The organism is Thiothrix litoralis, from assembly GCF_017901135.1.
Lineage (GTDB): Bacteria > Pseudomonadota > Gammaproteobacteria > Thiotrichales > Thiotrichaceae > Thiothrix > Thiothrix litoralis.
Genome location: NZ_CP072801.1, coordinates 302,404 through 324,811 on the forward strand (window position 1 = coordinate 302,404; position 22,408 = coordinate 324,811).

Genomic DNA, 22,408 nt, shown 5'->3' on the forward strand with positions numbered 1-22,408 from the left:
CGGGGGATTCCTAATTCACCGAGAACAGGACGACGACACCGAAATGCCATCGCCACTAACATTCTCTCCAAAGGCTAACACCGCCAGCCCGGCGGCTAAAATGTTACGTGCTGCATTCACGTCACGGTCGTGGGTTGTGCCGCATTCGGGGCACTCCCACGATCGCACGTCCAGCGGCATGTTTTCTTTCACGAACCCACAGCAGGAACAGCGTTTAGTGGACGGGAAGAATCTCCCTATCTCAACGTATGTCCTCCCGTACCAGCCAGCTTTGTACGCAAGCTGGCGAGTGAACTCACCCCAACTTGCATCCGCAATGTGCTTGGCTAACGTTGGGTTCTTAATCATGTTCTTCACGGCGAGGTTTTCAGCACAAACCACTTGGTTCTCGTTAATCAGTTTGCGGGACAACTTGTGCAAGTTGTCCGAACGGTCATCGGAAATTTTCGCGTGAACACGGGCGACCTTGCGTTTAGCTTTCAACCGGTTCTTGCTGCCGAGTGTCTTCTTGGCAAGACGGCGTTGGTACTTCGCGAGTTTAGCCGCATGTTGTGCGGTGTGGCGGGGATTACCGGATTTAAAACCGTCAGAGGTAACGAACAAATCCTTGATGCCCACGTCAATGCCTGCCTTTTTATCGGTGACGGGCAACAGCGTGGGTTCAAATTCACACAAGCAAGACACAAAATAGCGTCCGGCCTGATCTTTGGAAACAGTAACCGTGGTGGGGTCAGCCGGAAGTGCCTGACTCCACTTGATATTCAGCGGTTTATCGCACTTCGCCAGTTTCAATTCACCGTCACGGTAGCTGAACGCGCGGTACGTGAATTCAGCCGATTGGCGGTGCTTTTTAGATTTGAAGACAGGGTATTTTGCCCGACCTTCAAAGAAGTTTTTGAACGCCGTTTGCTGATTCCTCAAGCATTGTTGCAGCGGAACACTGGAAACGTCGTTCAGGAAAGTAGCTTCAGGCAGTTTTTTGATGGCAGTCAGTTGGGAACTCGCTTTCGTGTACCCAACTTTTTCCTGAGCCTGATAGTAGGCATCCGTGCGGTAACGCAAGATGCTGTTGTAAACGTAGCGCACACAACCGAACGTCTGAGCCAGCAACGTTTCTTGTTGTGGGTCTGGGTAGAATCGGAATTGGTAGGCGCGTTTAGTTTTCATTATTCACAAAATATCGTATATTTCGTGAAGAGTCAACAACCGAAGATAGCAAACCAAACGGAGGAGCGAGAAGAGGGTCGGCTGTCGCCGACGCGCTATCCCTCCCCATGCCTAAAGGCAGGGGTATCTCGCGCACGACTGATGAATGACGCTGATTTCAAACAGGCGCTGGAACAATTGCCGCTGGCACAGCAACGCCGGGTAGGTTCTGCCTTTGTGCGCAATGTGCTGGCACTGAGCGCTGACCCGGCGGTGGCGAAAGTGCTGGATACGGCCTCCAACGCTGAAACTGTGGCTGACGACGAACTGGCGCTGGCCTTCAAAAATGCCAAGGCCGCCGCGCTGGAAAGCCACACCCGCTGCGGTGCTGACAGCGACTGGCAGGCGCAGGCTGGCTATTTCGTCGCCCGCGCTGCTTCCGCACTGGTTGCTTCGGCGAAACAGGCCAAATCGCCCGCGTGGGAAGCTGCCGCCAATGCGCGGCTGGCGCGTACCTGCGGCATGATTGAATCCGCCGACGAATCCATGCACGAGGAAAGCGAAGCCCAATACCGCCTCCTTGAGCAATTCCTGAACGACATTTGAGGATACCCACATGACTGAACGTGTCGTTGTTGACCCCATCACCCGCATCGAAGGCCACTTGCGTATCGAAGCGCAAATGAATGGCAATACCATCGAACAGGCGTATTCCGCCGGAACGATGGTGCGCGGTATTGAAATCATCCTGCGTGGGCGCGACCCGCGTGACGCTTGGGCATATGCGCAACGCATCTGCGGCGTGTGCACGCTGGTACACGGCATTGCCTCGGTGCGCTCGGTGGAAAACGCGCTGAATTACAGCATTCCGCCCAATGCGCAACTGATCCGCAACCTGATGATCGCGGCGCAATACGTGCATGATCATGTGATGCACTTTTATCACTTGCACGCGCTCGACTGGGTGGATGTGGTGTCTGCGCTCAAGGCCGACCCTAAGGCGACTTCCGACCTTGCGCAAAAGGTTTCGCCAAGCTGGCCGAATTCCTCCGCCGGTTATTTCGCCGATCAGCAGGCCAAGCTGAAGAAATTTGTTGAAGCCGGGCAATTGGGCATTTTCGCCAAGGCGTATTGGGGGCATCCCGCCTACAAGCTGCCGCCGGAAGCCAATTTGATGGCAGTTTCACACTACCTTGAAGCGCTGGCGTGGCAACGCGATGTGGCGAAATTGCACACCATTTTCGGCGGGAAAAACCCGCACCCCAACTTCCTCGTCGGTGGCGTGCCGTGCCCGATTGACCTGAATTCTGATTCCGCCCTCAACATGGAAAAGCTGTCGAAGGTGCAGGACATCATCAAGAAAATGCAGGTGTTCGTCGATCAGGTGTACGTGCCGGATACGCTCGCCATCGCCAGCTTCTACAAGGACTGGTTCAAGCAGGGCGAAGGCTTGGGCAATTTCATGACTTACGGTGATTTCCCGGAAAAGGGTATGGATGATCCGGCCTCGTTTTTGATTCCCTCCGGCGTGATTCTCAACCGCGATTTGTCGAAAATCCACCCGGTTGATTTGAATGCCGAAGACCAGATTCAGGAGTTTGTTGCCCACTCGTGGTACGACTACAGCGAGGGCAAGGATAAGGGTTTGCACCCTTACGCGGGCGAAACTGAGCTGAATTACACGGGCCCGAAACCGCCTTACACCCAACTCGAAGTTGATCAGTCGTATTCGTGGATGAAATCGCCGCGCTGGAAAGGTCAGGCGGTTGAAGTTGGACCACTTGCCCGTGTGCTGATGCTGTACGCCACCGGGCACGAACACACCAAGGCGCTGGTTGATTCCTCGCTGAAATATCTGGATCTGCCGATTGAGGCGCTGTATTCCACGATGGGGCGCACCGCTGCCCGCACGCTGGAAACCAAGATCGTTGCCGACAAGATGCAAACCTGGTTCGACAATCTCATCGCCAATATCAAGGCGGGTGATACCAAAACGTTCAACGAAACCTTGTGGGAGCCGTCAAGCTGGCCATCCAAAGCGCAAGGCGTCGGTTATATGGAAGCCCCGCGTGGTGCACTGGCGCATTGGATCGTGATCAAGGATGAAAAGATCGCCAACTATCAGGCTGTCGTGCCGAGTACTTGGAACGCTGGGCCGCGTGACGTGCAAAATCAGGCGGGGGCGTATGAAGCTTCACTGAAAGGCCACGAGCTGCATGACCCGAAACAGCCGGTGGAGATTTTGCGCACTATCCACAGTTTCGACCCGTGCATTGCTTGCGCCGTGCATGTGACCGACCCGGATGGGGAAGAGCTGATTAAAGTGGAGATTCAATAATGAGTAAAGTGAAACGGTTGGTTGCCGGTGGTTTGCTGGTCGCGAGTGACGTTGTGGCGGCGCATCAGGATGGGTTTCCGCACCATTTCTTGTCTGACTCGAATACCGAGCATTTTTGGCTGATTGGGAGTGGGTTGGAGTATGTGTTTGCGTGCGTGGTGGCGACGGTGGTGTTTTTTGTAGTGAGGCGGGTAGCCGTCAAAAAGAAATAAGGCTAGCCGATGTATTGTTGTAACTTGGCTAGTTCCGCGTCGCGGCGGTGGTAGCCGGTTTCGGTGATCAGGCGGGCTGCCGCGGCAATGTGGGATTGAAGAGAAAGAGGGCGTATGCAATACGCCCCTACGTCCGTCTCCTGTAGGGGCGTATTGCATACGCCCTCTTCTTCCTCCGCCAGAATCAACCGCGCCATCTCCAAATGATAATCCGTCAAATGCAGCCGCATTCCGCTGTAATCGGCAATCTCGAATACTTCCTGCAAGTCCTGCCGGGCGCGGTCGAAGTCGTGGGTTTTGCGGAACAAGGCAGCGCGGGCGAGCAGCCCATAAGGTAGATATTTCTGCACCCCCGATAAATGTAGATGAGATATAGCTTCATCACTTTTCTCTAAGGATTTAACCCACTTCTGTTGCTTAGAAAATAGCTGGGCATGTGAAAGTTTAGTTAATGCTATTGATACCAAAGACATTTCCCTATGTATTTGATTTATCCTTAAGGATTCTGTGATCCTGATTGAAGCTTCTTTAGATTCTTCAAGCTCTAACAATAAATCGCAGTAATGGAATCCTTGGATGGAATATAAATACGGTTCGTATGATCGCTGATTTTTTTGGATTTGTTCTGCTTGCTGATACAGTCTTTTAGCTTTGTTCATTTCTGAAGCTTGGTGCAGGCTATGTGCAAGCGTTGTGAGACTCGCCATCTGGCTAAACATACTTCCATGCCGCTTACCGTAATAGATTGATTTTTCTGCATACTCTATAGATTCATTAATATTTCCCAAGAAAAGATGTAGTTCACTGAGATTCCTAAAATTTAGCTCAACCTCCTCCCAATGACGCTGCTTAAAACGTAATTCTGCCGCCAAACTCATGGGAATAACCGCCTCATTAAGCCTACCTAAGCTCGATAGATCATTTGCCACCCAATTGAATAAGGCTGCTTTCGCATCTTGACTTATAGAATTGGCAGTGTGTGACCAAGGTATGCTGAAAAGGCTTGATAGCGTTGAAAGGCTATCGCTGCTCGCCGAGAATTTGTAAAACAAATATTGCTCCCATCCTCTTTGAACTCTGTAGGAATAGATCCACATGGCCTGCTGATGCAACCCCGCAGCACAGCCATGTGCCACCGCACTAAACAGGGGCTGCATTTCTTCCAACGTGTCGGGAAACTCCTCTTCTGGTAGGGCTTTGTAGTATTCGTACAGCCGCTCATGTGCCTGTTGCCATGCATCGGGGTACTGTGTTTGCAGTTGCTTGCCGAAGTATTCGCGGATCAGCGGGTGGCAGTCGAGCAGGCCGGGGCGGCCTTCATGTGCGGACAGCATCCGGTGTTTTTCGCGCAAATCGCGGATGGCGACTTTCCACGCTTTTTCCGCGATGCCTGCGGTTAGGTTGGGGATTTGCGATTGCCATAATACTTGCAACACATCGGTTTCGATCGGGTGGTCGAACAGCCCCAGCAAATGCAGCAGTTGCAACTCGGGTGTGCCGGACAGCCATTCGCGATACGCCTGCATCACCTTGAAGGCATGGCGGCCTGCGTCATCGTAATCGTCGATCAATTCATCCAGCGTGTCGCGTTTGCGTACATCCCCATCCAGATAGGTGTGCAACGCATTGCCCAATAAATGCAGGGCGAGCGCATGGCAGCCGTATTCCTGCACCGCCTTTTTCAGTTCTTCGTCACTGCCGCGTATCTTCCAATACCTCAGCAAGTCGATGCCATCTTCCACCGCAAGGTTTTGCAGGTCGTGGGAAACGGTGTGGGCGCGGTCGCAGAGTTCATGCACCGCCAGACGGGTGGTGATGATACACAGGCTGGTGTGTTCCCCGGCAAGATTTTTCAGCAACTGGCGGATGGCGCGATCCTTGAGTTCGCCGCGCATCCCGCGCCCGGCATGTTGCAAGGGTTCCAGCCCATCCAGCACCAGCAGGCAACGCTGTTGGCGCAGCAGGTGGGCGAGGTGTTCGCCTTTTTCTTCTTCCGTGCTGAAGGTGGTTTTATCGGAGTGCAGCGCGTTGAAGGCATGGCTGAAAAATGGGGTGGCGGAAATCTGTTTGTCTTCGGATGAGCCTTGCGAGTAGAACGACCAGGCGATCAGGGCTTCGATATTGTCGGTGTGGTCGAGCCAGTGGCGCAGCAGTTTGGTTTTGCCGGTTCCACCGGGGGCGATGAATTGCACCACGCGGGTTTGCGGGTCTGCCCAGGCTTTATCCAGTAGCGCCAGTTCATCCTTGCGCCCGAACAGTTTGCCTTCAACGGTCGGTAGCGAGTTGCTGTGGATGGTGCGGATGAAATGCGGTGCACCCAAAGGTGGTTTGTCTGCGCCCAGTTCGCCGCGAATATGGCGGTAGAGGTTGTCGTATTCGCGGGGATGGCTCAGATTATACCGGCTGAAACCAAACACTGGGTCAGGGATGAAAGCTTCGTCTTCTGGCCTGAAAATGACGGGGATGAATTTGGTGTTGAGTGATTGATTGCGATAAAGCTGGTTCAGCAGCAACATGCCTTCCCATCTGACGCCCAACCCCTTGCCGGGTTCTTCGCGTTGCTCAACCCGTTTCTGGTAGGTTTCGGTGCAGATCAGCAGAACGTAGTTGGCGTCCTGCATGTGCTTGAGCATCCACAGCGGCCAGCCTTCATTCGGTGTTGGGTCGTATTGGTCTATATCGCAATCAATACCCTCGGTGCGAAGGCGATCGGATAATTTCCGTACTCGTTCGCGGTGGGCGTCGGAATCGTGGCTGTAGCTGATGAAAACCTTGGTCATGCGGACAGAGCCTGTTCACGTTGCGGTGGGTTTGATCATACCGTTACAATTCCAGCACCACAATTCAGATACAGCTTATGGACGACCTCGAACTCATCGCCTTCGACCTCTTCGGTGTCGTCATCACTGACGGACACCTCGTTACCAATGGATTGATGCCGCTGCTGCCGCCCGGTATTACCAAGGCCGCCGTAAAGCCGTATTACGACGCTTATACCGGTGGGCAAATTTCTGAGGCGGATTTCTGGCAAGGTATCGGCCTGATGCTTGATTCCCCCATCCGCAATCAATTCCTCAATGTTTTTGAGCTGGATGCAGATTTGGCAGCAGTGACCTATGCCCTGTCAAAACATTACCGCCTCGGCATCCTTTCCAATTTGGGCGCGGAATGGGGCGAGATGTTGGAAGAACGTTTTGCCTTCAGTGAACGCTTTGAGCCACGCATTATCAGCGGTGCGGTGAAGTGCCAGAAGCCGGAACCAGCGATTTACGCAGCGCTGATCCGTGCCAGCGGGGTAGGGGGTGAGCACATCGCTTTCATCGACGACCGCCGCGAAAATCTGGAAGTGGCCAAACGTTTTGGCATGACCACGATCCACTACCAGCGTGAACCCGATCAGTGCGCGTTTGAGCCAGATTACACCATCAGCTCTTTGGGCGAGGTATTGCAGATTTTTCACAAAGATAACCCTGTTTTTCTAGGGTTGCCAAAACCAGATCATGGAACCATTCCGTAACCTTTTTAGCGGCAAGTGTTTTGCCTGTTACTGGAATGAGGAAAAGACCATGAAAAGTTCACAGCAATACGCAGTTCTCCCCATTATTGCCTTAAGCCTTTCGGCAGTAGTTTTGAGCGCCTGTAATGGTAGCAGCAACGATACTACCGATACGGCGGATAGTGGTGGTGAAACTCCCCCTGAGAATAAGGTTTCGCTACTGGTGGCGGCTGATGGTGGTGACGAAACTGGCTTGATTAGCCGCTACGACGCGTCTATCCAACCTGCCACGGGTCTAGGTAGCGCGGTGCAAACCTTCGCAGCCGGTTTGGCGGAAGGGATTGCCACCGATCACGCCGATCATTTGTATCAGGCGGGTATTGATGGTTTTGGTACCGTGAAAGCGGTGTGTCATTTGCCGAAAAGGGCGAGTGGCAGTGTGTTTGATGTGGGTATTGATCGAGTGGTGACTTCCGCACTCAATAGCCCGAAAGGGATTACTGTTGCCCAGAAAGCGGGTTTGATCATGACCGCAGAAACGGGTGCGCCAGCGGCAGCCGTTAGTGTGGTGAGTGCGACGGCTGGGGAGGGCAGTATGCCTTTGTACACCATTTCGCGTACAGCAATGGGCGGTAGTGGCGCTTGGGATGTGGCCTATGATGAGGACAGCGATAAGCTGTTTGTCGCACTGACCAACGGTAGTGTTGCTTATTTCAAGGGGTATCTGGCGCTGGCAATGACAGGCGCTGAGGTGGAACCAACCGCTATTTTTCGACCCAATAACCCGCTGCCCGCCAGTAATATGCATGGCATTGTGTATGACGCTGCCAGTGATCGTTTGATCGTGAGCGATGTGGGCAGTGCCACCTCGGCAGATGACGGGAGTCTCTATGTTTTTGAGGGGGCTTCAGGTTTATCTGGAGCGGTAGCACCTGAGCGTACTTTACGGGGTGCGGCTACTTTACTGGGTAATCCGGTGGATTTGTCCATGCAAAACGGTGCTTTGTTTGTCGCGGAAAAAGCCAATGGTGGCGGGCGTATTCTGGTCTTTCTGGATATTGCAGGGGGTGGGAGTGGTGATATTGCCCCGGATCGTGTTTACGATCTGGCTGCCCCGGAATCCTTAATGGCTTCTGCGGCTACGGGTAATGCAACGGTGGTAACACCTGCGCTTAGCCGTTTGTTGGTTAGTGCCAATGCGGCGAATATGGGCACGCAGGTGACGGCAGTTTCCCCAGCACTGGATACTAAGGGCAATGTGTTCACGCCGGTGATGACCAGCCAGTTTGTGGAAAGTATTGCGCTGGATAACAATGGTGATGCACTGGTGAGCTTTGATGATGCGGGTTCGCCTGGTACTGGGGGTATTAGTTTCGTCAATCGCTTGGCTACTCGGGCGGCAGATGACATGTTGAGTGTGAATCGTGACCGGCAGGTGATGGGGGCGTCTACGACACTGATTGCACCTAAGGGTATGAAAGTCGTTGATAGCGCAGGGGTTGCGTTGGTGGCTGATTTGAATGCTGCTGCTCCAGGTGCGGTGAAGGTGTTTAGTCTTTGTTCCGCAGGTGATCATACGCCCCTGATGACAACGACGTTGCCTGCGGGTGCTCGCCCTTGGGATGTTGACTATGATGCGGGCGCTGATCGTCTGTATGTGGCGGCGACGAATGGTTCGATTCTGGTGTACGACAATTACCTTGGTAGTATGCCGACGGCCCCTTCCCGTACTATTGATCCTGATGACAAATCCGGGTTTGCGGTCAGCAATCTTCATGGGATTGTCTACGATACCAAGACTGACCGTCTGATTGTCTCCGATGTTGGTGATGCTGCCAATGCCACCGATGGGCGTATCTATATCATTGATAATGCAGCTAAGGCTAATGGTCTGACAGCGTTGCGGCTGGAAATTTCCGGGCCACTCAGTCAGTTGGGTAATCCGGTGGACTTGGCGTTCGATGGTGCTAACTTGTATGTTGCTGAGAAGAGCAATAATCAGCTTCAGCGCATTAATGGTATCTACAACCTTAGTGGCGCTATAGATAAGGCTGCGGATGTGGCTTTGAGCTTTACGGCCCCAGAGTCCATTGCTTTATCTTACTGATTCAGCTTGGCGCGAGTAAGTATCCATTAACCGCACATCGCCAAGAATGAGCCGATTGTTTGGAAGTCAGGCAAAAAGTTGAAAAAATAGTTGCACACCCCTATAAGATTTTATAGAATGCGCAGCTTCAAAGCCGGCGTAGCTCAGTTGGTAGAGCAACTGACTTGTAATCAGTAGGTCCCGCGTTCGATTCGTGGTGCCGGCACCAAATTAAAGTTCGATCCAGTCAGCATCTCTTGATGTTGACTGGTAATCGGAAAATTTCTGCATCTATACCATTAAATTGATTTGTATCTCGATCTCCTAGGTCATTGTGAGGTACTTTCTTTATCACAACTGCCAGTTAATCCCCTCACGTCCCTCAGCCTGCAAAAACACATTCGCCCGCGAAAATGGCTTGCTACCAAAAAAGCCGCGCCGTGCCGACAGTGGTGATGGGTGAGCGCTCTGAATAATTAAGTGACGGGACTCGTCAATCAATGCCGCCTTTTTCTGCGCATGACCGCCCCACAGCACAAATACCACCGGCTGCGTTTGTTGGTTAACCGCTTGAATCACCGCATCGGTAAAACGTTCCCAACCTCGTTTCTGGTGACTGCCTGCCTGACCTACTTCGACCGACAGCACGGTATTCAGCAGTAACACGCCCTGATTTGCCCATGCTTGCAGGCAACCTGTCTGGCGATTGTCCACACCCACATCCTCCAGCAACTCCTTGTTAATGTTCTGCAAGGAGCGCGGCAAGGGCTTCACGTCTGGTAACACTGAAAACGACAAGCCGTGTGCATGACCCAGAGTCGGGTAGGGATCTTGCCCCAAAATAACCACCTTCACCTTGTCCAGCGCGGTGGCTTGCAAGGCATTGAAACGCATTGCTTGCGGCGGCAGGAGGGTTTTTCCCGCTGCTTGTTCGCGTGCAAGGAAGCCCTGCAAGGTTTGCCAGTAAGGTTGGGTAAATTCAGCGGCAAGGGCTGACTGCCAAGTGGTATGCATATTTTTCATTAGACCAGATCATACTTGATACTTGATGTGGTTTACCAGAACCGTATGGAGTCAAGCAAATCCTGACCTACATCAAACTTATCCACACCCCCACCTTGAATTCCCCTACAGGCCACCCCAAATTCGTCCCATCCGACGCACTCGCGTCCAACCAAATAGATAGGTAGCCCACATGAGAATGGACAAACTCACCAGTAAGTTTCAACTCGCCCTGCAAGACGCGCAATCGCTTGCGCTGGGGCATGATCACCAATTTATCGAACCTGCGCACTTGATGATTGCCTTGCTGGATCAGGAAGGCGGTTCTACACGTGGCTTGCTGACCAAGGCCGATGTCAACGTCAACCAGCTACGCTCCAAACTCGGCGAAGCGCTTGACCGTATGTCTAGCGTTTCCGGTGGCGATGCAGGTAGCGTGCATGTCTCCAACGACCTCAGCAAACTGCTGAACGTCACCGACAAAATCGCCCAGCAACGCAAAGACCAATACATTTCCTCCGAACTCTTCATCCTCGCCGGACTGGAAGACAAAGGCACACTCGGCAATTTGTTGCGTGAAACCGGCGCGACCAAAGGGGCAGTGGACAAAGCCATCGAAGGAATGCGCGGCGGTCAAACCGTCAACGACCCCAACGCCGAAGAGCAACGTCAGGCGCTGGAAAAATACACCATCGACCTCACCGAACGCGCCGAACAGGGCAAGATCGACCCGATCATTGGGCGTGACGAAGAAATCCGCCGCATGGTGCAAATCCTGCAACGCCGTACCAAAAACAACCCGGTACTGATCGGCGAACCGGGCGTGGGCAAAACCGCGCTGGTCGAAGGCTTGGCGCAACGCATCGTCAACGGCGAAGTTTCCGAAGGCATGAAAGGCAAGCGCCTGCTCTCCCTCGACCTCGGCGCATTGCTGGCAGGCACAAAATACCGTGGCGACTTTGAAGAACGCCTCAAAGCCGTACTCAACGACATCGCCAAAGCCGAAGGCAACGTCATCCTGTTCATCGACGAACTGCACACGATGGTCGGTGCAGGCAAGGCCGATGGCGCGATGGACGCTGGCAATATGCTCAAACCCGCCCTTGCACGCGGCGAATTGCACTGCGTCGGCGCAACCACGCTCGACGAATACCGCCAATACATCGAAAAGGATGCCGCCCTCGAACGCCGCTTCCAAAAAGTGCTGGTGCAAGAGCCAACGGTGGAAGACACCATCGCCATCTTGCGTGGCCTTCAAGAAAAGTACGAAGTGCACCACGGCGTCGACATCACCGACCCCGCGCTGGTCGCTGCCGCCACGCTGTCACACCGTTACATCACCGACCGCCAATTGCCGGACAAGGCCATCGACCTGATCGACGAAGCTGCTTCCCGCATCCGCGTCGAAATCGACTCCAAGCCCGAAGTGATGGACAAGCTCGAACGCCGCCTGATCCAGCTCAAGATCGAACGCGAAGCCTTGAAAAAGGAAAGCGACGACGCCTCCAAAAAGCGTTTGGCTGACTTGCAGGCCGAAATCGACCGACTGGAAAGCGAGTTTTCCGACCTCGAAGAAATCTGGAAAGGCGAAAAAGCCGCCCTGCAAGGCACGACCCATATCAAGGAGGCGCTCGACCAAGCGCGTCTGGAAATGGACACCGCCCGCCGCGCAGGCAACCTGCAACGCATGGCCGAACTGCAATACGGCAAAATTCCCGAACTCGAACAGCAACTGGAAAAAGCCGATGCCAGCATTGCAGGCTCAGGCTCACAAGAAACCAAGTTGCTGAAAAACAAAGTGACGGAAGAAGAAATTGCCGACATCGTGTCGCGTTGGACAGGCATTCCCGTCAGCAAAATGCTCGAAGGTGAAAAGGACAAACTGCTGCACATGGAAGACGCCCTCAGCAAGCGCGTCATCGGGCAGCGCGAAGCGGTGGTGGCGGTTTCCAACGCCATCCGCCGGGCGCGTGCCGGGCTTTCCGACCCCAACCGCCCCAGCGGTTCGTTCCTGTTCTTGGGGCCAACGGGCGTGGGCAAAACCGAACTCACCAAGGCGTTGGCGACCTTCCTGTTCGATACTGACGAGGCGATGGTGCGGATTGATATGTCCGAATTCATGGAAAAGCATTCCGTGGCACGCCTGATTGGTGCGCCTCCCGGCTATGTTGGTTATGAGGAAGGCGGCTATTTGACCGAAGCCGTGCGTCGTCGCCCGTATTCCGTGATCCTGCTGGATGAGGTGGAAAAAGCCCACAGCGATGTGTTCAATGTGCTGCTGCAAGTGCTGGACGACGGGCGTTTGACCGACGGGCAAGGCCGCACGGTGGACTTCCGTAACACCGTTATCATCATGACCTCGAACCTCGGTTCGCACATCATTCAGGAGCTGTCGGGCGAGGATAACTACGACCAGATGAAAGCAGCGGTGATGGAAGTCGTTGGCACGCATTTCCGCCCCGAATTCATCAACCGGATCGACGAAACCGTGGTATTCCACCCACTGGATCAGGCTGAAATTCGCCAGATTGCCGATATTCAGCTCAACAAGCTGCGCAAGCGCTTGGTGGCGCGTGATTTGGGCATCCAGATCAGCGACGCGGCACTCGACTTACTGGCAGAAGCGGGTTTTGACCCTGTGTATGGCGCACGTCCGTTGAAACGGGCAATTCAGCAGCAGGTCGAAAACCCGCTGGCACAGCAAATCCTCAGCAGCAGGTTCATGCCGGGGGATACGATTATGGTGGGGGTGGAAGAGGGCAAGCTGACGTTTACAGCGTTGGTGGAAGCTGCCGAAGCGTAAAAATATTTGGTGTTGAAAGAGAAGTGCCGCCCCAGTAGGCGGCGTTTCTACTTATCAAGGTTGTGAGCTACAGCTTGCAGGCTCATCGGTGTACTGCCAAGACTTTCGTATGATCAATGGTGATGTTCTGCATACAGGAGGGATTGAATTAATCATTGCTTGAGCGACAGATAGTCCTCTCGTATGTTTAAAGTCATAAAAATGGAGGTTTGCAAGCTTCCCATGTTGATCTAACTTGTTAATTTTCTCAATTCTATCGCACTTGAACCAAATTTTTTCTTCGCCATGATCACAAGGTGAGGAGTCATGGGTGTCAGTAGGAGAAAAGGGGTTGTGATTTCCGGGTGTGAATGTGAGTACTCGAATACGGTGCTCTACCTGCATGGCTACTCTTGAATCTTCATCATCACACCATCCGTCTGTTATACCTTCTCTAATTTTTTTGTCTGAGTAATAGATATAGAGCCAGAAAGGTTGCTGGTCATTATGATTGCTCTCATTATCAATCAATATATGAGGGGTGTATTTGCAGAATGAAAAAGCAAAAAAAGGCTTTTCGCTGGCTTGCCAAGCATTAATTACTTTGATTTGAAACCAATCGTTGCAGGGGTGAGCAGGGTAAAGGTATTCGCGCATGAGCATTCCTTGAGCAGATTACAGGTGTCGCCATTATGCTGCGAGAACAATCTATTTGTACAGTTTATGATAAATAAAATAATGTCGGCATTTGTGTTACTGTGCCAATGCGCGTAGTACCGCTTGCGGTTCTTTCGCCACCACATGGAGCAATACCCTCGCCGCACCATGTGGGGTACGATCCCCGCGTTCCCAATGCCGCAAAGTGCTGACACTGATACCAAAAGTTGCCGCAAATTCCACCTGAGTCATGCCAACTTTTGCGCGGACGTTTTTCACATCAACAGGTGAGAATTGATGCACTTTTGCTTGTGGGCAGTTGCCCTTTGCGAAAGTGATGGCTTCTTCCAAGCCTTGTTTGATGCTTGAAGCGATCATGCCGCTTTTGCCAAACTGAAAGAAACATGTTGCCCCACCGCTTCCAGCATGTTAACCAGCCTGTCGATGGTGCAACGGTCAATCTTGCCTTTGAGAACATCATTCAAACGTGGCTGAGTTGTTCCCAACACGTTAGCTGCATCCTTCTGGGTATAACCACTGGCTTCAAACCACTTGGTGATTTCCAACATCAGAGCCGAGCGCAGCTTGAGGTTGGCGCGGATGACGGGATCAGGTTCGAGTGCATCCCACACATTGGCGAATGCCTGCATTTTTAATGTCATGATTTCAACTCCCTAAGCAGTTCTTTGTAAATGTCTCTACCCCTGTCAATGTCCTTCGGAGCAGTTTGCTGGGTTTTCTTTTGGAAAGCATGTAACACATAAATGGCATCATCAAATTTGGCAACGTAGAAAACCCGATACTGCTCTTTGGGTAAGTCTGTTTTGATACGGATTTCGTAGACACCTTGCCCGACCGTCGGCATGGCTTTCCAGTCGCTCGGCATGAGTCCATTTTGCACTTTGCCTATCTGATAACCAGCTTCACGGCGTGCTTCCTCTGGAAACTGGATAATGGTTTCCAGCGAGTCACCCAGAAAAATAGCTTGTTTCATATGATCCTTCATCTGAACATTATTGCTGAAATATATCAAGTTTGATATTAAATGCAAGTCGGCATGGTAATGGGTTTCAGCCACCCTCAAAATAATCCGTATCTACCTTCTTCACTTCGTAATGCTCGACCACCGACACGCCTACGTTGTATTCCACCATCAACGCCGCGAGTTTTTCGCCGTCAATCAGGATGATGCGTGTCTCAATCGAGCCAGCATATTCTTTGGCTTCGCGGGAAAAGGTGGAGGTGGTCATGAAAATGCCTTTCTTTGCCCGTTGCCCTTGTAGCGCCCCGGCAAATTTCTGGATTTCGGGGCGACCCACCGTGGCCTCCCAGCGTTTGGCTTGCATGTACAGCACATCCACGCCCAGCCGGTCTTCGTTGATGATGCCGTCAATGCCACCGTCGCCGCTTTTGCCGATGGCGCGGCCTGCATCCTGACGGTTGCCGCCGTAGCCCATCTTGATCAGCAGATCGACTACCAGTTTTTCAAAGAAGGTGGGGGAGGCTTCTTTGACGGTTTCCAGCACTTCCTGTTCAAGGTTGCGGCATAACAGGCGGTGCGCGGAGGCGAGGATGTCTTCGGGGGTGTCATCGAAAATGACCTCGGAATCCATGTCCAGCATCGTGCCGTTATCGATTTTATTTGTCTGGCGACGGTTGCGGAATGCCTGAAATTCGGGGAATTGTGCCAAGGTGGCAACGCGGATGCTGAGCGGGTTGGTTTGGAGCAATTGCCGCCCGCGTTCGGTAATCACGAAATGGCCGCGTCGGGGCGAACGCAATGCCCCCGCTTGTTTGAGGTAGGAACGCGCCCAGCCTACCCGATTGCCAAAAACCGATTGCGTGCCACTGGGGAGGATGGCACTGCGCTCGGCTTCGCTCAGGCAATAATGGTCAGCCAGCAGCGTGACAGCATCACGTAATTTGTGTTCCTGTCCATCGGCTGCCAATTGTAACAGCGGGCGCATCAAGGTTTGGTAATCAGGTATGGGCATGGGCTTTGGTCACTAGAGGGCTTACCATGATCATGCCATGAATCCGCCGATGTTTCATGCCTCAATAAAAAAGCGCAACGGGTGTCGCGCTTTTTGTTTGTACGTCGGAGGAGTCCGGTAATTACACCGCTTTTTTCACCAATCCGATGAGGAACAGCAGGATAACCGCACCAATAACCGCCCAGATCAGGGTTCCTAGCAAGGGGCCAACACCCAGATTCACTGACAGAATGCCACCAACAAACGTGCCGATGACGGAACCAACGATACCCACAATGATGTTACCAATCAGGCCAAAGCCTGCGCCTTTCATGATGATCCCCGCTAACCAGCCAGCGACTGCGCCAATGCCGAGCATAATTAGAATTTGAGTAATTTCCGCGCTCATAAAATAGACTCCTTTTTAACCGTGGTAAATTTATATATTCGGCAACTGCCAAAACACAGTATAGGTGTTAATTTCAGGGTTGATTATCTAATTGTATTTATTAGGGCTATTAACGGTGGTGTTCAGTCGATGAGTGACAGGTTTACAGGGGCGGGTGGGCGAATTAATATGCGCCCTGCAATTCATTGGCCTGCAAAGGATAGGAGTCGGCATGAAGCGTTTGGGGTTAATCCTGTTGTTGGTATTACAGGGCGTGGCGATACCTGCCCGCTTGATGGCTGCGCCGGTACTGGAAGTGCAAAGCAGCTTCGTTATTCCGCCACACACGGTCAATGGCATCAAAATTGCCGAGCTGTCGGGGCTGGCGTGGGATAAAGATGAGCAATTACTCTACGCACTTTCCGATAAAGGGCACATTTTTCACTTCCGCTTGGAACTGGAGGAGAATCGTATGGTGGCGGCTGAACCGCTGTATGCGGCGAATCTGACTGACACAGCGGGGGAACAGGTGAAAAAAGGGCGGCGTGATTCTGAAGGTTTGACCTTGCTCAATGCTACCAATGGCAAGCGCGGGGATACGCAATTGGTCGTTTCCTTTGAAGGCGATCCGCGCATTATCCGTTTCACCCCGGAAGGTCGTGCGATTAAAAATATTAAATTACCGACAGCATTGCGTGACAGAAGTGCCTATCAGCACGGGAATGAGTCACTGGAATCGGTCACGTTTCACCCACGTTATGGTTTCATTACCGCGCCGGAGCAACCGCTCAAGGGGCAGCCACCCAATTTACATACCTTGTATTCCACTAAGGGGCAGCGCTGGTCTTTTATGGCTTACCCTGCAAAAAATAGCGGCATCAGTGGCTTGGAAACCCTGCCAAATGGTAATCTGCTGATTCTGGAGCGGGCGTGGTCGGGCATTCTTAACCCGTTGGTGGTGAGCTTGCGTTACCTCGATTTCAAACAGTGCTCCAAGGCCGGGGCGTGCGAGGTGCAGAACTTGAAAGTGCTGTCCAATTATTTGCTGGTGGATAACTTTGAGGGGCTAACTTATCTTCAGGGCAATCAGTATTTAATGGTCAGTGATGATGCCGATGAGGAGTTCTTGTCAACCAAACTGATGTTGTTTACCCTTGATGAAGGGACGTGATGCATCCCAATGCCCCCTGATCTTGTCGATTTCGGGGGCATTTTTAGGGTCGGCTTAAGCCTCGTGGTAGAGTTTGCTACCCATTTTTACAAATTCCACGGCTTTTTCTTCCATGCCTTTTTGTTTGGCGGCGTAATCGCGTACATCCTGCGTAATTTTCATCGAGCAGAAATGTGGGCCACACATGGAGCAGAAATGCGCGACTTTCGCGGAATCTTTCGGCAAAGTTTCGTCGTGGTATTCACGCGCCCGGTCAGGGTCTAGCCCCAGATTGAACTGGTCTTCCCAGCGGAACTCGAAACGGGCTTTCGACATGGCGTTGTCGCGTACCTGTGCACCCGGCCAGCCTTTGGCAAGGTCAGCGGCATGGGCGGCAATTTTGTAGGTGATAATGCCGACGCGCACGTCTTCCTTGTTGGGCAAGCCCAGGTGTTCCTTGGGGGTGACGTAGCACAGCATGGCGCAACCGTACCAGCCGATATTCGCTGCACCAATGCCGGAGGTGATGTGGTCGTAACCGGGGGCAATGTCCGTTACCAACGGCCCTAATGTGTAGAACGGTGCTTCAAAACAGTCCTGTAATTCCTTGTCCATGTTCTCTTTGACCATGTGCAAGGGAACGTGTCCAGGGCCTTCGATCATCACTTGCACGTCGTGCTTCCACGCGATTTTGGTCAATTCACCCAAGGTTTCGAGTTCTGCGAACTGTGCAGGGTCATTGGCATCAGCCGCAGAGCCGGGGCGCAGGCCATCACCCAGCGAGAAGCTTACGTCGTAAGCTTTCATGATGTCGCAGATGTCTTCAAAGTGAGTGTAAAGGAAGCTTTCTTGATGATGCGCCAGACACCATTTCGCCATGATCGAGCCGCCACGGGAAACGATGCCAGTCACGCGGTCGGCGGTCATCGGCACGTAAGCCAAGCGCACGCCAGCGTGGATGGTGAAGTAGTCAACGCCTTGTTCAGCTTGTTCGATCAGGGTGTCGCGGAAGATTTCCCACGTCAGGTCTTCGGATTTGCCGTTTACTTTTTCCAGCGCTTGATAAATGGGCACTGTGCCGATGGGCATGGGGGCGTTGCGCAGAATCCATTCGCGGGTTTCGTGGATGTTTTTGCCGGTGGACAAGTCCATCAAGGTATCGCCGCCCCAGCGGGCTGACCATGCCATTTTTTCGACTTCTTCTTCAATCGAGGAGGAAACCGCAGAGTTACCGATATTGGTGTTGATTTTGACGCGGAAATTGCGGCCGATGATCATCGGTTCCAGTTCCGGGTGGTTGATGTTGGCGGGGATGATGGCGCGGCCTTCCGCGACTTCTTTGCGCACGAATTCAGGGGTGACTTCAGCGGGAAGGTTTGCACCCCAAGCTTGACCAGTGTGTTGGCGCAATAGTTTGGCGTAACGTGGGTCTTTACGCAGTTCTTGCAACTTCAGGTTTTCGCGGATGGCGACGTATTCCATCTCTGGTGTGATGATGCCTTGGCGGGCGTAATGCATTTGCGAGACGTTTTTGCCTGCTTTGGCGCGGCGTGGGGCACGCAAGTGGGCAAAGCGTAAGTGTGCCAGCGCCGGGTCGTTTTGGCGTGCCAGCCCAAAATCTGAGGTGGGTGCATCGAGCTGTTCGGTATCGTTGCGTTCCAGAATCCAGTTCAGGCGCACGTCGGGAATACCTTCTAACAGGTTAATTTTAACCGTAGGGTCGGTGAAGGGGCCGGAGGTGTCATAGACGGGAATCGGTGGGTTTTCTTCCACGCCAAAACTTGCTGCGGTGGGGTCTTGGTCAATTTCACGCATCCCGATGCGGATGTCAGGGCGTGAACCTTGCACATAAACCTTACGGGAATTGGGGAAAGGTTGGGTCACTTCACTGGATAGTTCAGCGGTTTTTTTTAGGAAGGCTGCTGGTATTGCGCTCATGTAATTCATTTCTCCATGAAGTGTAGTAAAAACTCCACGGCAAGCGCTGGAGCCTCCCTACACCGGTATAGTCCGTATCAGGTTCCAAGGGTATGATCTCAGCCTGCTAAGGCACCCCCGGCTCATCAAGTTACACTGTAACAGATTCAACACGAATCAGGTATAACCCGGCAAACTGTCGGCAGAATAGCGTTATTTAATCTGGTTGACATCCTCCCCTCCCTAAAGGAAGGGGATTCCTACTGCATTCAGCTAGATAGTGTCTGACCGGAAACCCTAAAACCCTTTTCCGATCAAGATGCTACGCCCGTTTTCCTTGCCCTAAGATTTCCCGGAAGCAGGCCAGAAAGCTGCAAAAGCGCCCAAAATAGGGCAAAATAGGGCATCCATCCGCCAAACTTCGCAGGAGACACACGATGCGTGAAGTGATCGCCCGCCAACTTCGCCTGGGTCACGCTGACATCGGCAGGCTGACCTTCAACCCACGTTCGCGGGACGACATCCCGCAGGTGTTGCAAGGGCTGCAATACATTTATGTGACAGACGAACTGCGTGAGGCGGTGTTTGCGGTGCTGGAAAAGCGGGTTCCGGCGGAGGTGGACGCCAGCCGTGGACGCCCCGGCATGGATCTGTGGAATGCGCTGGTGCTGGCGACATTGCGGGTGAACCTGAACTGGGACTATGACCGGCTGCTGGAGATGGCGAACCAGCACCGCAGCATCCGTCAGATGCTGGGGCATGGTTTCTGGGATGATGACGATGAGTACAAGCTGCAAACGGTCAAGGACAACGCCGCTCTGGTGGACGAAGCCAGCCTGCAACGCATCAACCAGTTGGTGGTGGAGGCCGGTCACAAGCTGCTAAAAAAAAGCCGCGCCGCTGAGCGCCCGTTGTGACTCCTTCGTGGTGGAAAGCAACATCCACTACCCGACCGACATCAACCTGTTGTACGACGCGGTGCGTTGTTCGGTGCGCACGGTGGCCGATTGGTGTGAAGGGCACGGCGACAGCCGCTGGCGGCAATGGCAGTACAATCTCCGCCAGGTGAAGAAAGCCTGCCGTCATGCGCAGAAGCTCAAGCACTCCAGCTCCCAAGACCCGGACAAGCAGGCCACCCGGCAACAGGCCATCCGTGACGCCCACCACACCTACCTGGGCCTGTGCGCCGCGCTGTTGTCGAAAGTGGAGGAAACGGTGGCTGACCTGCCCCTCAGCCTGCTGGACAGCCGGTCGGGCAACGACCTCCAGCGCTGGCTGGGGTACGGGTGGCATCAGGTTGACCTGGTGCGGCGGCGGGTGCTGGACGGGGAAACCATCCCCCACGGCGACAAGATCTTCTCCCTCTTCGAGGATTACAGCGAATGGCTCAGCAAGGGCAAAGCCGGTGTGCCGGTGGAGCTGGGCCTGAACGTGTGCGTGATGGAATCGGCTGACGGCTTCATCCTCCACCACCAAGTGATGCAACACTGCCCCGACAGTGAGATTGCCGTGACCATGGTTAAGCAAGCCAAAGCGCTGTTCCCCTCCCTGAGCGCGTGCAGCTTTGACAAGGGGTTCCACTCACCGGCAGACCAGCGCGAACTGGCCGAACTGCTCGACCGGGTGGTGTTGCCGAAAAAGGCCGCTGGAGCCAGGCGGACACTGCCCGTGAAACCGACCCGGCGTTTGTCCAGGCCAGACGCCAGCACTCAGCGGTGGAATCCGGCATCAACGCACTGGAAGTCCATGGGCTGGACTATTGCCCCGACCGGGGGCTGGAACGCTTCAAGCGCTATGTGGCACTGGCGGTGGTGGGCAGGAACCTGCAAAAGGTCGGGCCATTTTACAGGCCAGGGCGTTGGAGGCCTTGCAGAAGGATGAACGCCGACGACAGCGCCAAGCCGCCTGAACCACCCCACAACGCCGACCGATGAGGGAAAATGCCGGGAAGGCAGGGCAGCCCCTGCACCGAAGGCAAGCCTGCGCTGCCAGCCATGCCTTGAAACCCAGCGTTTTACCCTCGTGCTTGCCAGAAGGTGGCGGGGAAAACGGCTGCATGGACTAAAATTGGGCACTCGTGGCGGCAGGAAGGCTTTTTCGGTCAGACACTAGATAGCTGACTGACTTCGGTGGGTTCCTGCTTCACAGAGCGGCTTAAGGCCGCATCTCCACAGGCTAACAAGCGGTATCCCCGCTCTAAAACATTGATCGCGCCGACATGATCGGCGTTATTTTCGTAATGGCATTGCACACACACAAACCGCGCTTGCGTCTGACGATTGTCCGCCGCTACATGGTGACATTCGGGGCATTCCTGACTGGTGTAATGCGGTGGAACAGCGAATAATATACCGCCCTTCCATGCCATTTTATAATCCAGTTGCCGTCGAAATTCACCCCAACCTTGATCGAGAATGGCTTTGTTTAAGCCGGATTTCTGGGCAACGTTCTTGCCGGGGTTTTCCGCTGTGCCTGACGCTGACTTCGACATATTCCGTACCTGCAAATCTTCGATGAACACGAGCGCGTGGTTTTGGCTGAGCGTGGTCGTCGCCTTGTGCAGGAAATCGCGGCGGGCGTTGGCGATTTGCGTGTGAATTTTTTGAACGTTGGCTTGTGCCTTTTTCCAGTTGTTGCTGAATTTCTGTTTGTGCGCCATGCGCTGTTGGTATTTGGCGAGTTTCGCTTGTTTGTTCTTGAAGCTATTGCGTGGTTCGAGGTACGTACCGTCGGAGAACGTGGCAAAACGCGCTATACCCAGGTCGATGCCGATGGCTGTCGTGGCTTGAGAGGCGATTTTTTCCACTTCCCGCTGAGTTTGGATGCTGACAAACCATTGGCTGCCCTTGCTGGAAACCGTGACATTGCGCAGTTCTCCCAGCACATCGCGGCTGTTGCGGTAGCGTATCCAGCCCAGTTTCGGCAAGAAAAGTCGGCTATTGCCTGGGTCGAGCTTGATTTGTTTGGGGTCGGGGTAACGGAAGCTGTCACCGCTGCCTTTACGCTTGAAGCGGGGGGAAATCAGCACGTTTCGCGAAGAAGTTTTGGTAAGCCTTGTCGAGATCTTTGAGCGCGTGTTGCAGGGGATGGACAGGGGCATCTTTCAGCCACGGGGTTTCCACACCGTTGCGCCATGCGGTCAGGTGCTTGGCCATTGCGACGTAACCGATGAATTTTTCACCCGCTTCATGATTGGCTTGCTGCAACGCTAATGCCTTGTTGTAGGTGCACCTATTTCTCTCATTCGCCAATACATTGAGC

Annotated in this window: 19 protein-coding genes, 1 tRNA gene, 1 pseudogene and 1 riboswitch; of the genes and pseudogenes, 9 read left to right on the plus strand and 12 right to left on the minus strand. The window is 53.4% G+C overall.

Annotated features, from left to right (window positions below):
* Positions 1-15: 15 nt before the first annotated feature.
* Entirely contained in the window at positions 16-1,167 is a 1,152-nt protein-coding gene (locus tag J9253_RS01555; RefSeq protein WP_210221241.1) for an RNA-guided endonuclease InsQ/TnpB family protein, read from the minus strand.
* 141 nt (positions 1,168-1,308) lie between these two features.
* Between J9253_RS01555 and J9253_RS01560 the strand changes: the two genes are divergently transcribed.
* Genes J9253_RS01560 through J9253_RS01570 form a run of 3 tightly spaced genes read left to right on the plus strand, consistent with a single transcriptional unit; the run spans position 1,309 to position 3,696 of the window.
* Positions 1,309-1,752, plus strand: coding sequence for a hypothetical protein (locus J9253_RS01560; RefSeq protein ID WP_210222998.1), 444 nt, complete (start codon positions 1,309-1,311; stop codon positions 1,750-1,752).
* Between the two features lie 10 nt (positions 1,753-1,762).
* The gene (locus J9253_RS01565) at positions 1,763-3,484 is read left to right on the plus strand and encodes a nickel-dependent hydrogenase large subunit (RefSeq protein ID WP_210222999.1); all 1,722 of its coding nucleotides are present in this window, start codon (positions 1,763-1,765) and stop codon (positions 3,482-3,484) included.
* Positions 3,484-3,696 (plus strand): hypothetical protein, encoded by a 213-nt coding sequence (locus tag J9253_RS01570; protein WP_210223000.1) that lies wholly within the window; start codon positions 3,484-3,486, stop codon positions 3,694-3,696. Before J9253_RS01565 ends, J9253_RS01570 begins: the two co-directional genes overlap by 1 nt.
* Before the next feature lie 2 nt (positions 3,697-3,698).
* Here J9253_RS01570 and J9253_RS01575 read toward each other — a convergent pair whose 3' ends face one another.
* Positions 3,699-6,476: a toll/interleukin-1 receptor domain-containing protein gene (locus J9253_RS01575; RefSeq protein WP_210223001.1), complete on the minus strand. Its 2,778-nt coding sequence runs from the start codon at positions 6,474-6,476 to the stop codon at positions 3,699-3,701.
* A gap of 77 nt (positions 6,477-6,553) precedes the next feature.
* Between J9253_RS01575 and J9253_RS01580 the strand changes: the two genes are divergently transcribed.
* From J9253_RS01580 to J9253_RS01590, 3 genes are all read left to right on the plus strand, one after another.
* Positions 6,554-7,213: an HAD family hydrolase gene (locus tag J9253_RS01580; protein WP_210223002.1), complete on the plus strand. Its 660-nt coding sequence runs from the start codon at positions 6,554-6,556 to the stop codon at positions 7,211-7,213.
* A 49-nt stretch (positions 7,214-7,262) separates the two neighbouring features.
* Positions 7,263-9,299: an NHL repeat-containing protein gene (locus J9253_RS01585; protein WP_210223003.1), complete on the plus strand. Its 2,037-nt coding sequence runs from the start codon at positions 7,263-7,265 to the stop codon at positions 9,297-9,299.
* A 132-nt stretch (positions 9,300-9,431) separates the two neighbouring features.
* Positions 9,432-9,507: transfer RNA gene (locus J9253_RS01590), tRNA-Thr, on the plus strand.
* A gap of 122 nt (positions 9,508-9,629) precedes the next feature.
* Here J9253_RS01590 and ung read toward each other — a convergent pair.
* Positions 9,630-10,301 carry a uracil-DNA glycosylase gene (gene ung / locus J9253_RS01595; protein ID WP_210223004.1) on the minus strand — a complete coding sequence of 224 codons (672 nt, stop codon included), beginning with the start codon at positions 10,299-10,301 and terminating at the stop codon, positions 9,630-9,632.
* A 172-nt stretch (positions 10,302-10,473) separates the two neighbouring features.
* Between ung and clpB the strand changes: the two genes are divergently transcribed.
* On the plus strand, positions 10,474-13,083 hold the full coding sequence (gene clpB / locus J9253_RS01600) for an ATP-dependent chaperone ClpB (RefSeq protein WP_210223005.1): 2,610 nt from the start codon (positions 10,474-10,476) through the stop codon (positions 13,081-13,083).
* 54 nt (positions 13,084-13,137) lie between these two features.
* On the opposite strand, the gene J9253_RS01605 is transcribed toward clpB, so the two are convergent.
* The 6 genes from J9253_RS01605 to J9253_RS01630 all read right to left on the minus strand — a co-directional run bounded on the left by J9253_RS01605 (position 13,138) and on the right by J9253_RS01630 (position 16,101).
* Positions 13,138-13,719 carry a hypothetical protein gene (locus tag J9253_RS01605; protein WP_210223006.1) on the minus strand — a complete coding sequence of 194 codons (582 nt, stop codon included), beginning with the start codon at positions 13,717-13,719 and terminating at the stop codon, positions 13,138-13,140.
* Positions 13,720-13,815: 96 nt separating this feature from the next.
* Positions 13,816-14,097: a NadS family protein gene (gene nadS, locus J9253_RS01610; RefSeq protein ID WP_210223007.1), complete on the minus strand. Its 282-nt coding sequence runs from the start codon at positions 14,095-14,097 to the stop codon at positions 13,816-13,818.
* Positions 14,094-14,381, minus strand: coding sequence for a helix-turn-helix domain-containing protein (locus J9253_RS01615; protein ID WP_210223008.1), 288 nt, complete (start codon positions 14,379-14,381; stop codon positions 14,094-14,096). The genes nadS and J9253_RS01615 overlap by 4 nt, the downstream gene beginning before the upstream one ends.
* Complete coding sequence (locus J9253_RS01620) at positions 14,378-14,713, minus strand: type II toxin-antitoxin system RelE/ParE family toxin (protein ID WP_210223009.1); 336 nt, start codon at positions 14,711-14,713, stop codon at positions 14,378-14,380. The genes J9253_RS01615 and J9253_RS01620 overlap by 4 nt, the downstream gene beginning before the upstream one ends.
* A gap of 76 nt (positions 14,714-14,789) precedes the next feature.
* Positions 14,790-15,713 (minus strand): restriction endonuclease, encoded by a 924-nt coding sequence (locus J9253_RS01625; RefSeq protein WP_210223010.1) that lies wholly within the window; start codon positions 15,711-15,713, stop codon positions 14,790-14,792.
* Between the two features lie 121 nt (positions 15,714-15,834).
* Entirely contained in the window at positions 15,835-16,101 is a 267-nt protein-coding gene (locus tag J9253_RS01630; RefSeq protein ID WP_210223011.1) for a GlsB/YeaQ/YmgE family stress response membrane protein, read from the minus strand.
* A 133-nt stretch (positions 16,102-16,234) separates the two neighbouring features.
* Here J9253_RS01630 and J9253_RS01635 point away from each other — a divergent pair, with 133 nt between their 5' ends.
* The gene (locus tag J9253_RS01635; protein ID WP_228291473.1) at positions 16,235-17,251 is read left to right on the plus strand and encodes an esterase-like activity of phytase family protein; all 1,017 of its coding nucleotides are present in this window, start codon (positions 16,235-16,237) and stop codon (positions 17,249-17,251) included.
* Between the two features lie 54 nt (positions 17,252-17,305).
* Here the strand turns inward: J9253_RS01635 and thiC are convergent, their stop codons facing one another.
* Positions 17,306-19,168, minus strand: coding sequence for a phosphomethylpyrimidine synthase ThiC (thiC, locus tag J9253_RS01640; protein WP_228291474.1), 1,863 nt, complete (start codon positions 19,166-19,168; stop codon positions 17,306-17,308).
* A gap of 37 nt (positions 19,169-19,205) precedes the next feature.
* Positions 19,206-19,297, minus strand: a riboswitch (TPP riboswitch).
* A 287-nt stretch (positions 19,298-19,584) separates the two neighbouring features.
* Here thiC and J9253_RS01645 point away from each other — a divergent pair.
* Positions 19,585-21,081, plus strand: a pseudogene (locus tag J9253_RS01645) (ISNCY family transposase).
* A 167-nt stretch (positions 21,082-21,248) separates the two neighbouring features.
* On the opposite strand, the gene J9253_RS01650 reads toward J9253_RS01645, so the two are convergent.
* Together J9253_RS01650 and J9253_RS01655 are read right to left on the minus strand one after the other, a co-directional pair.
* On the minus strand, positions 21,249-22,175 hold the full coding sequence (locus J9253_RS01650) for an RNA-guided endonuclease InsQ/TnpB family protein (RefSeq protein WP_210223012.1): 927 nt from the start codon (positions 22,173-22,175) through the stop codon (positions 21,249-21,251).
* Complete coding sequence (locus tag J9253_RS01655; RefSeq protein WP_210223013.1) at positions 22,147-22,353, minus strand: hypothetical protein; 207 nt, start codon at positions 22,351-22,353, stop codon at positions 22,147-22,149. The genes J9253_RS01650 and J9253_RS01655 overlap by 29 nt, the downstream gene beginning before the upstream one ends.
* Positions 22,354-22,408 lie beyond the last annotated feature (55 nt).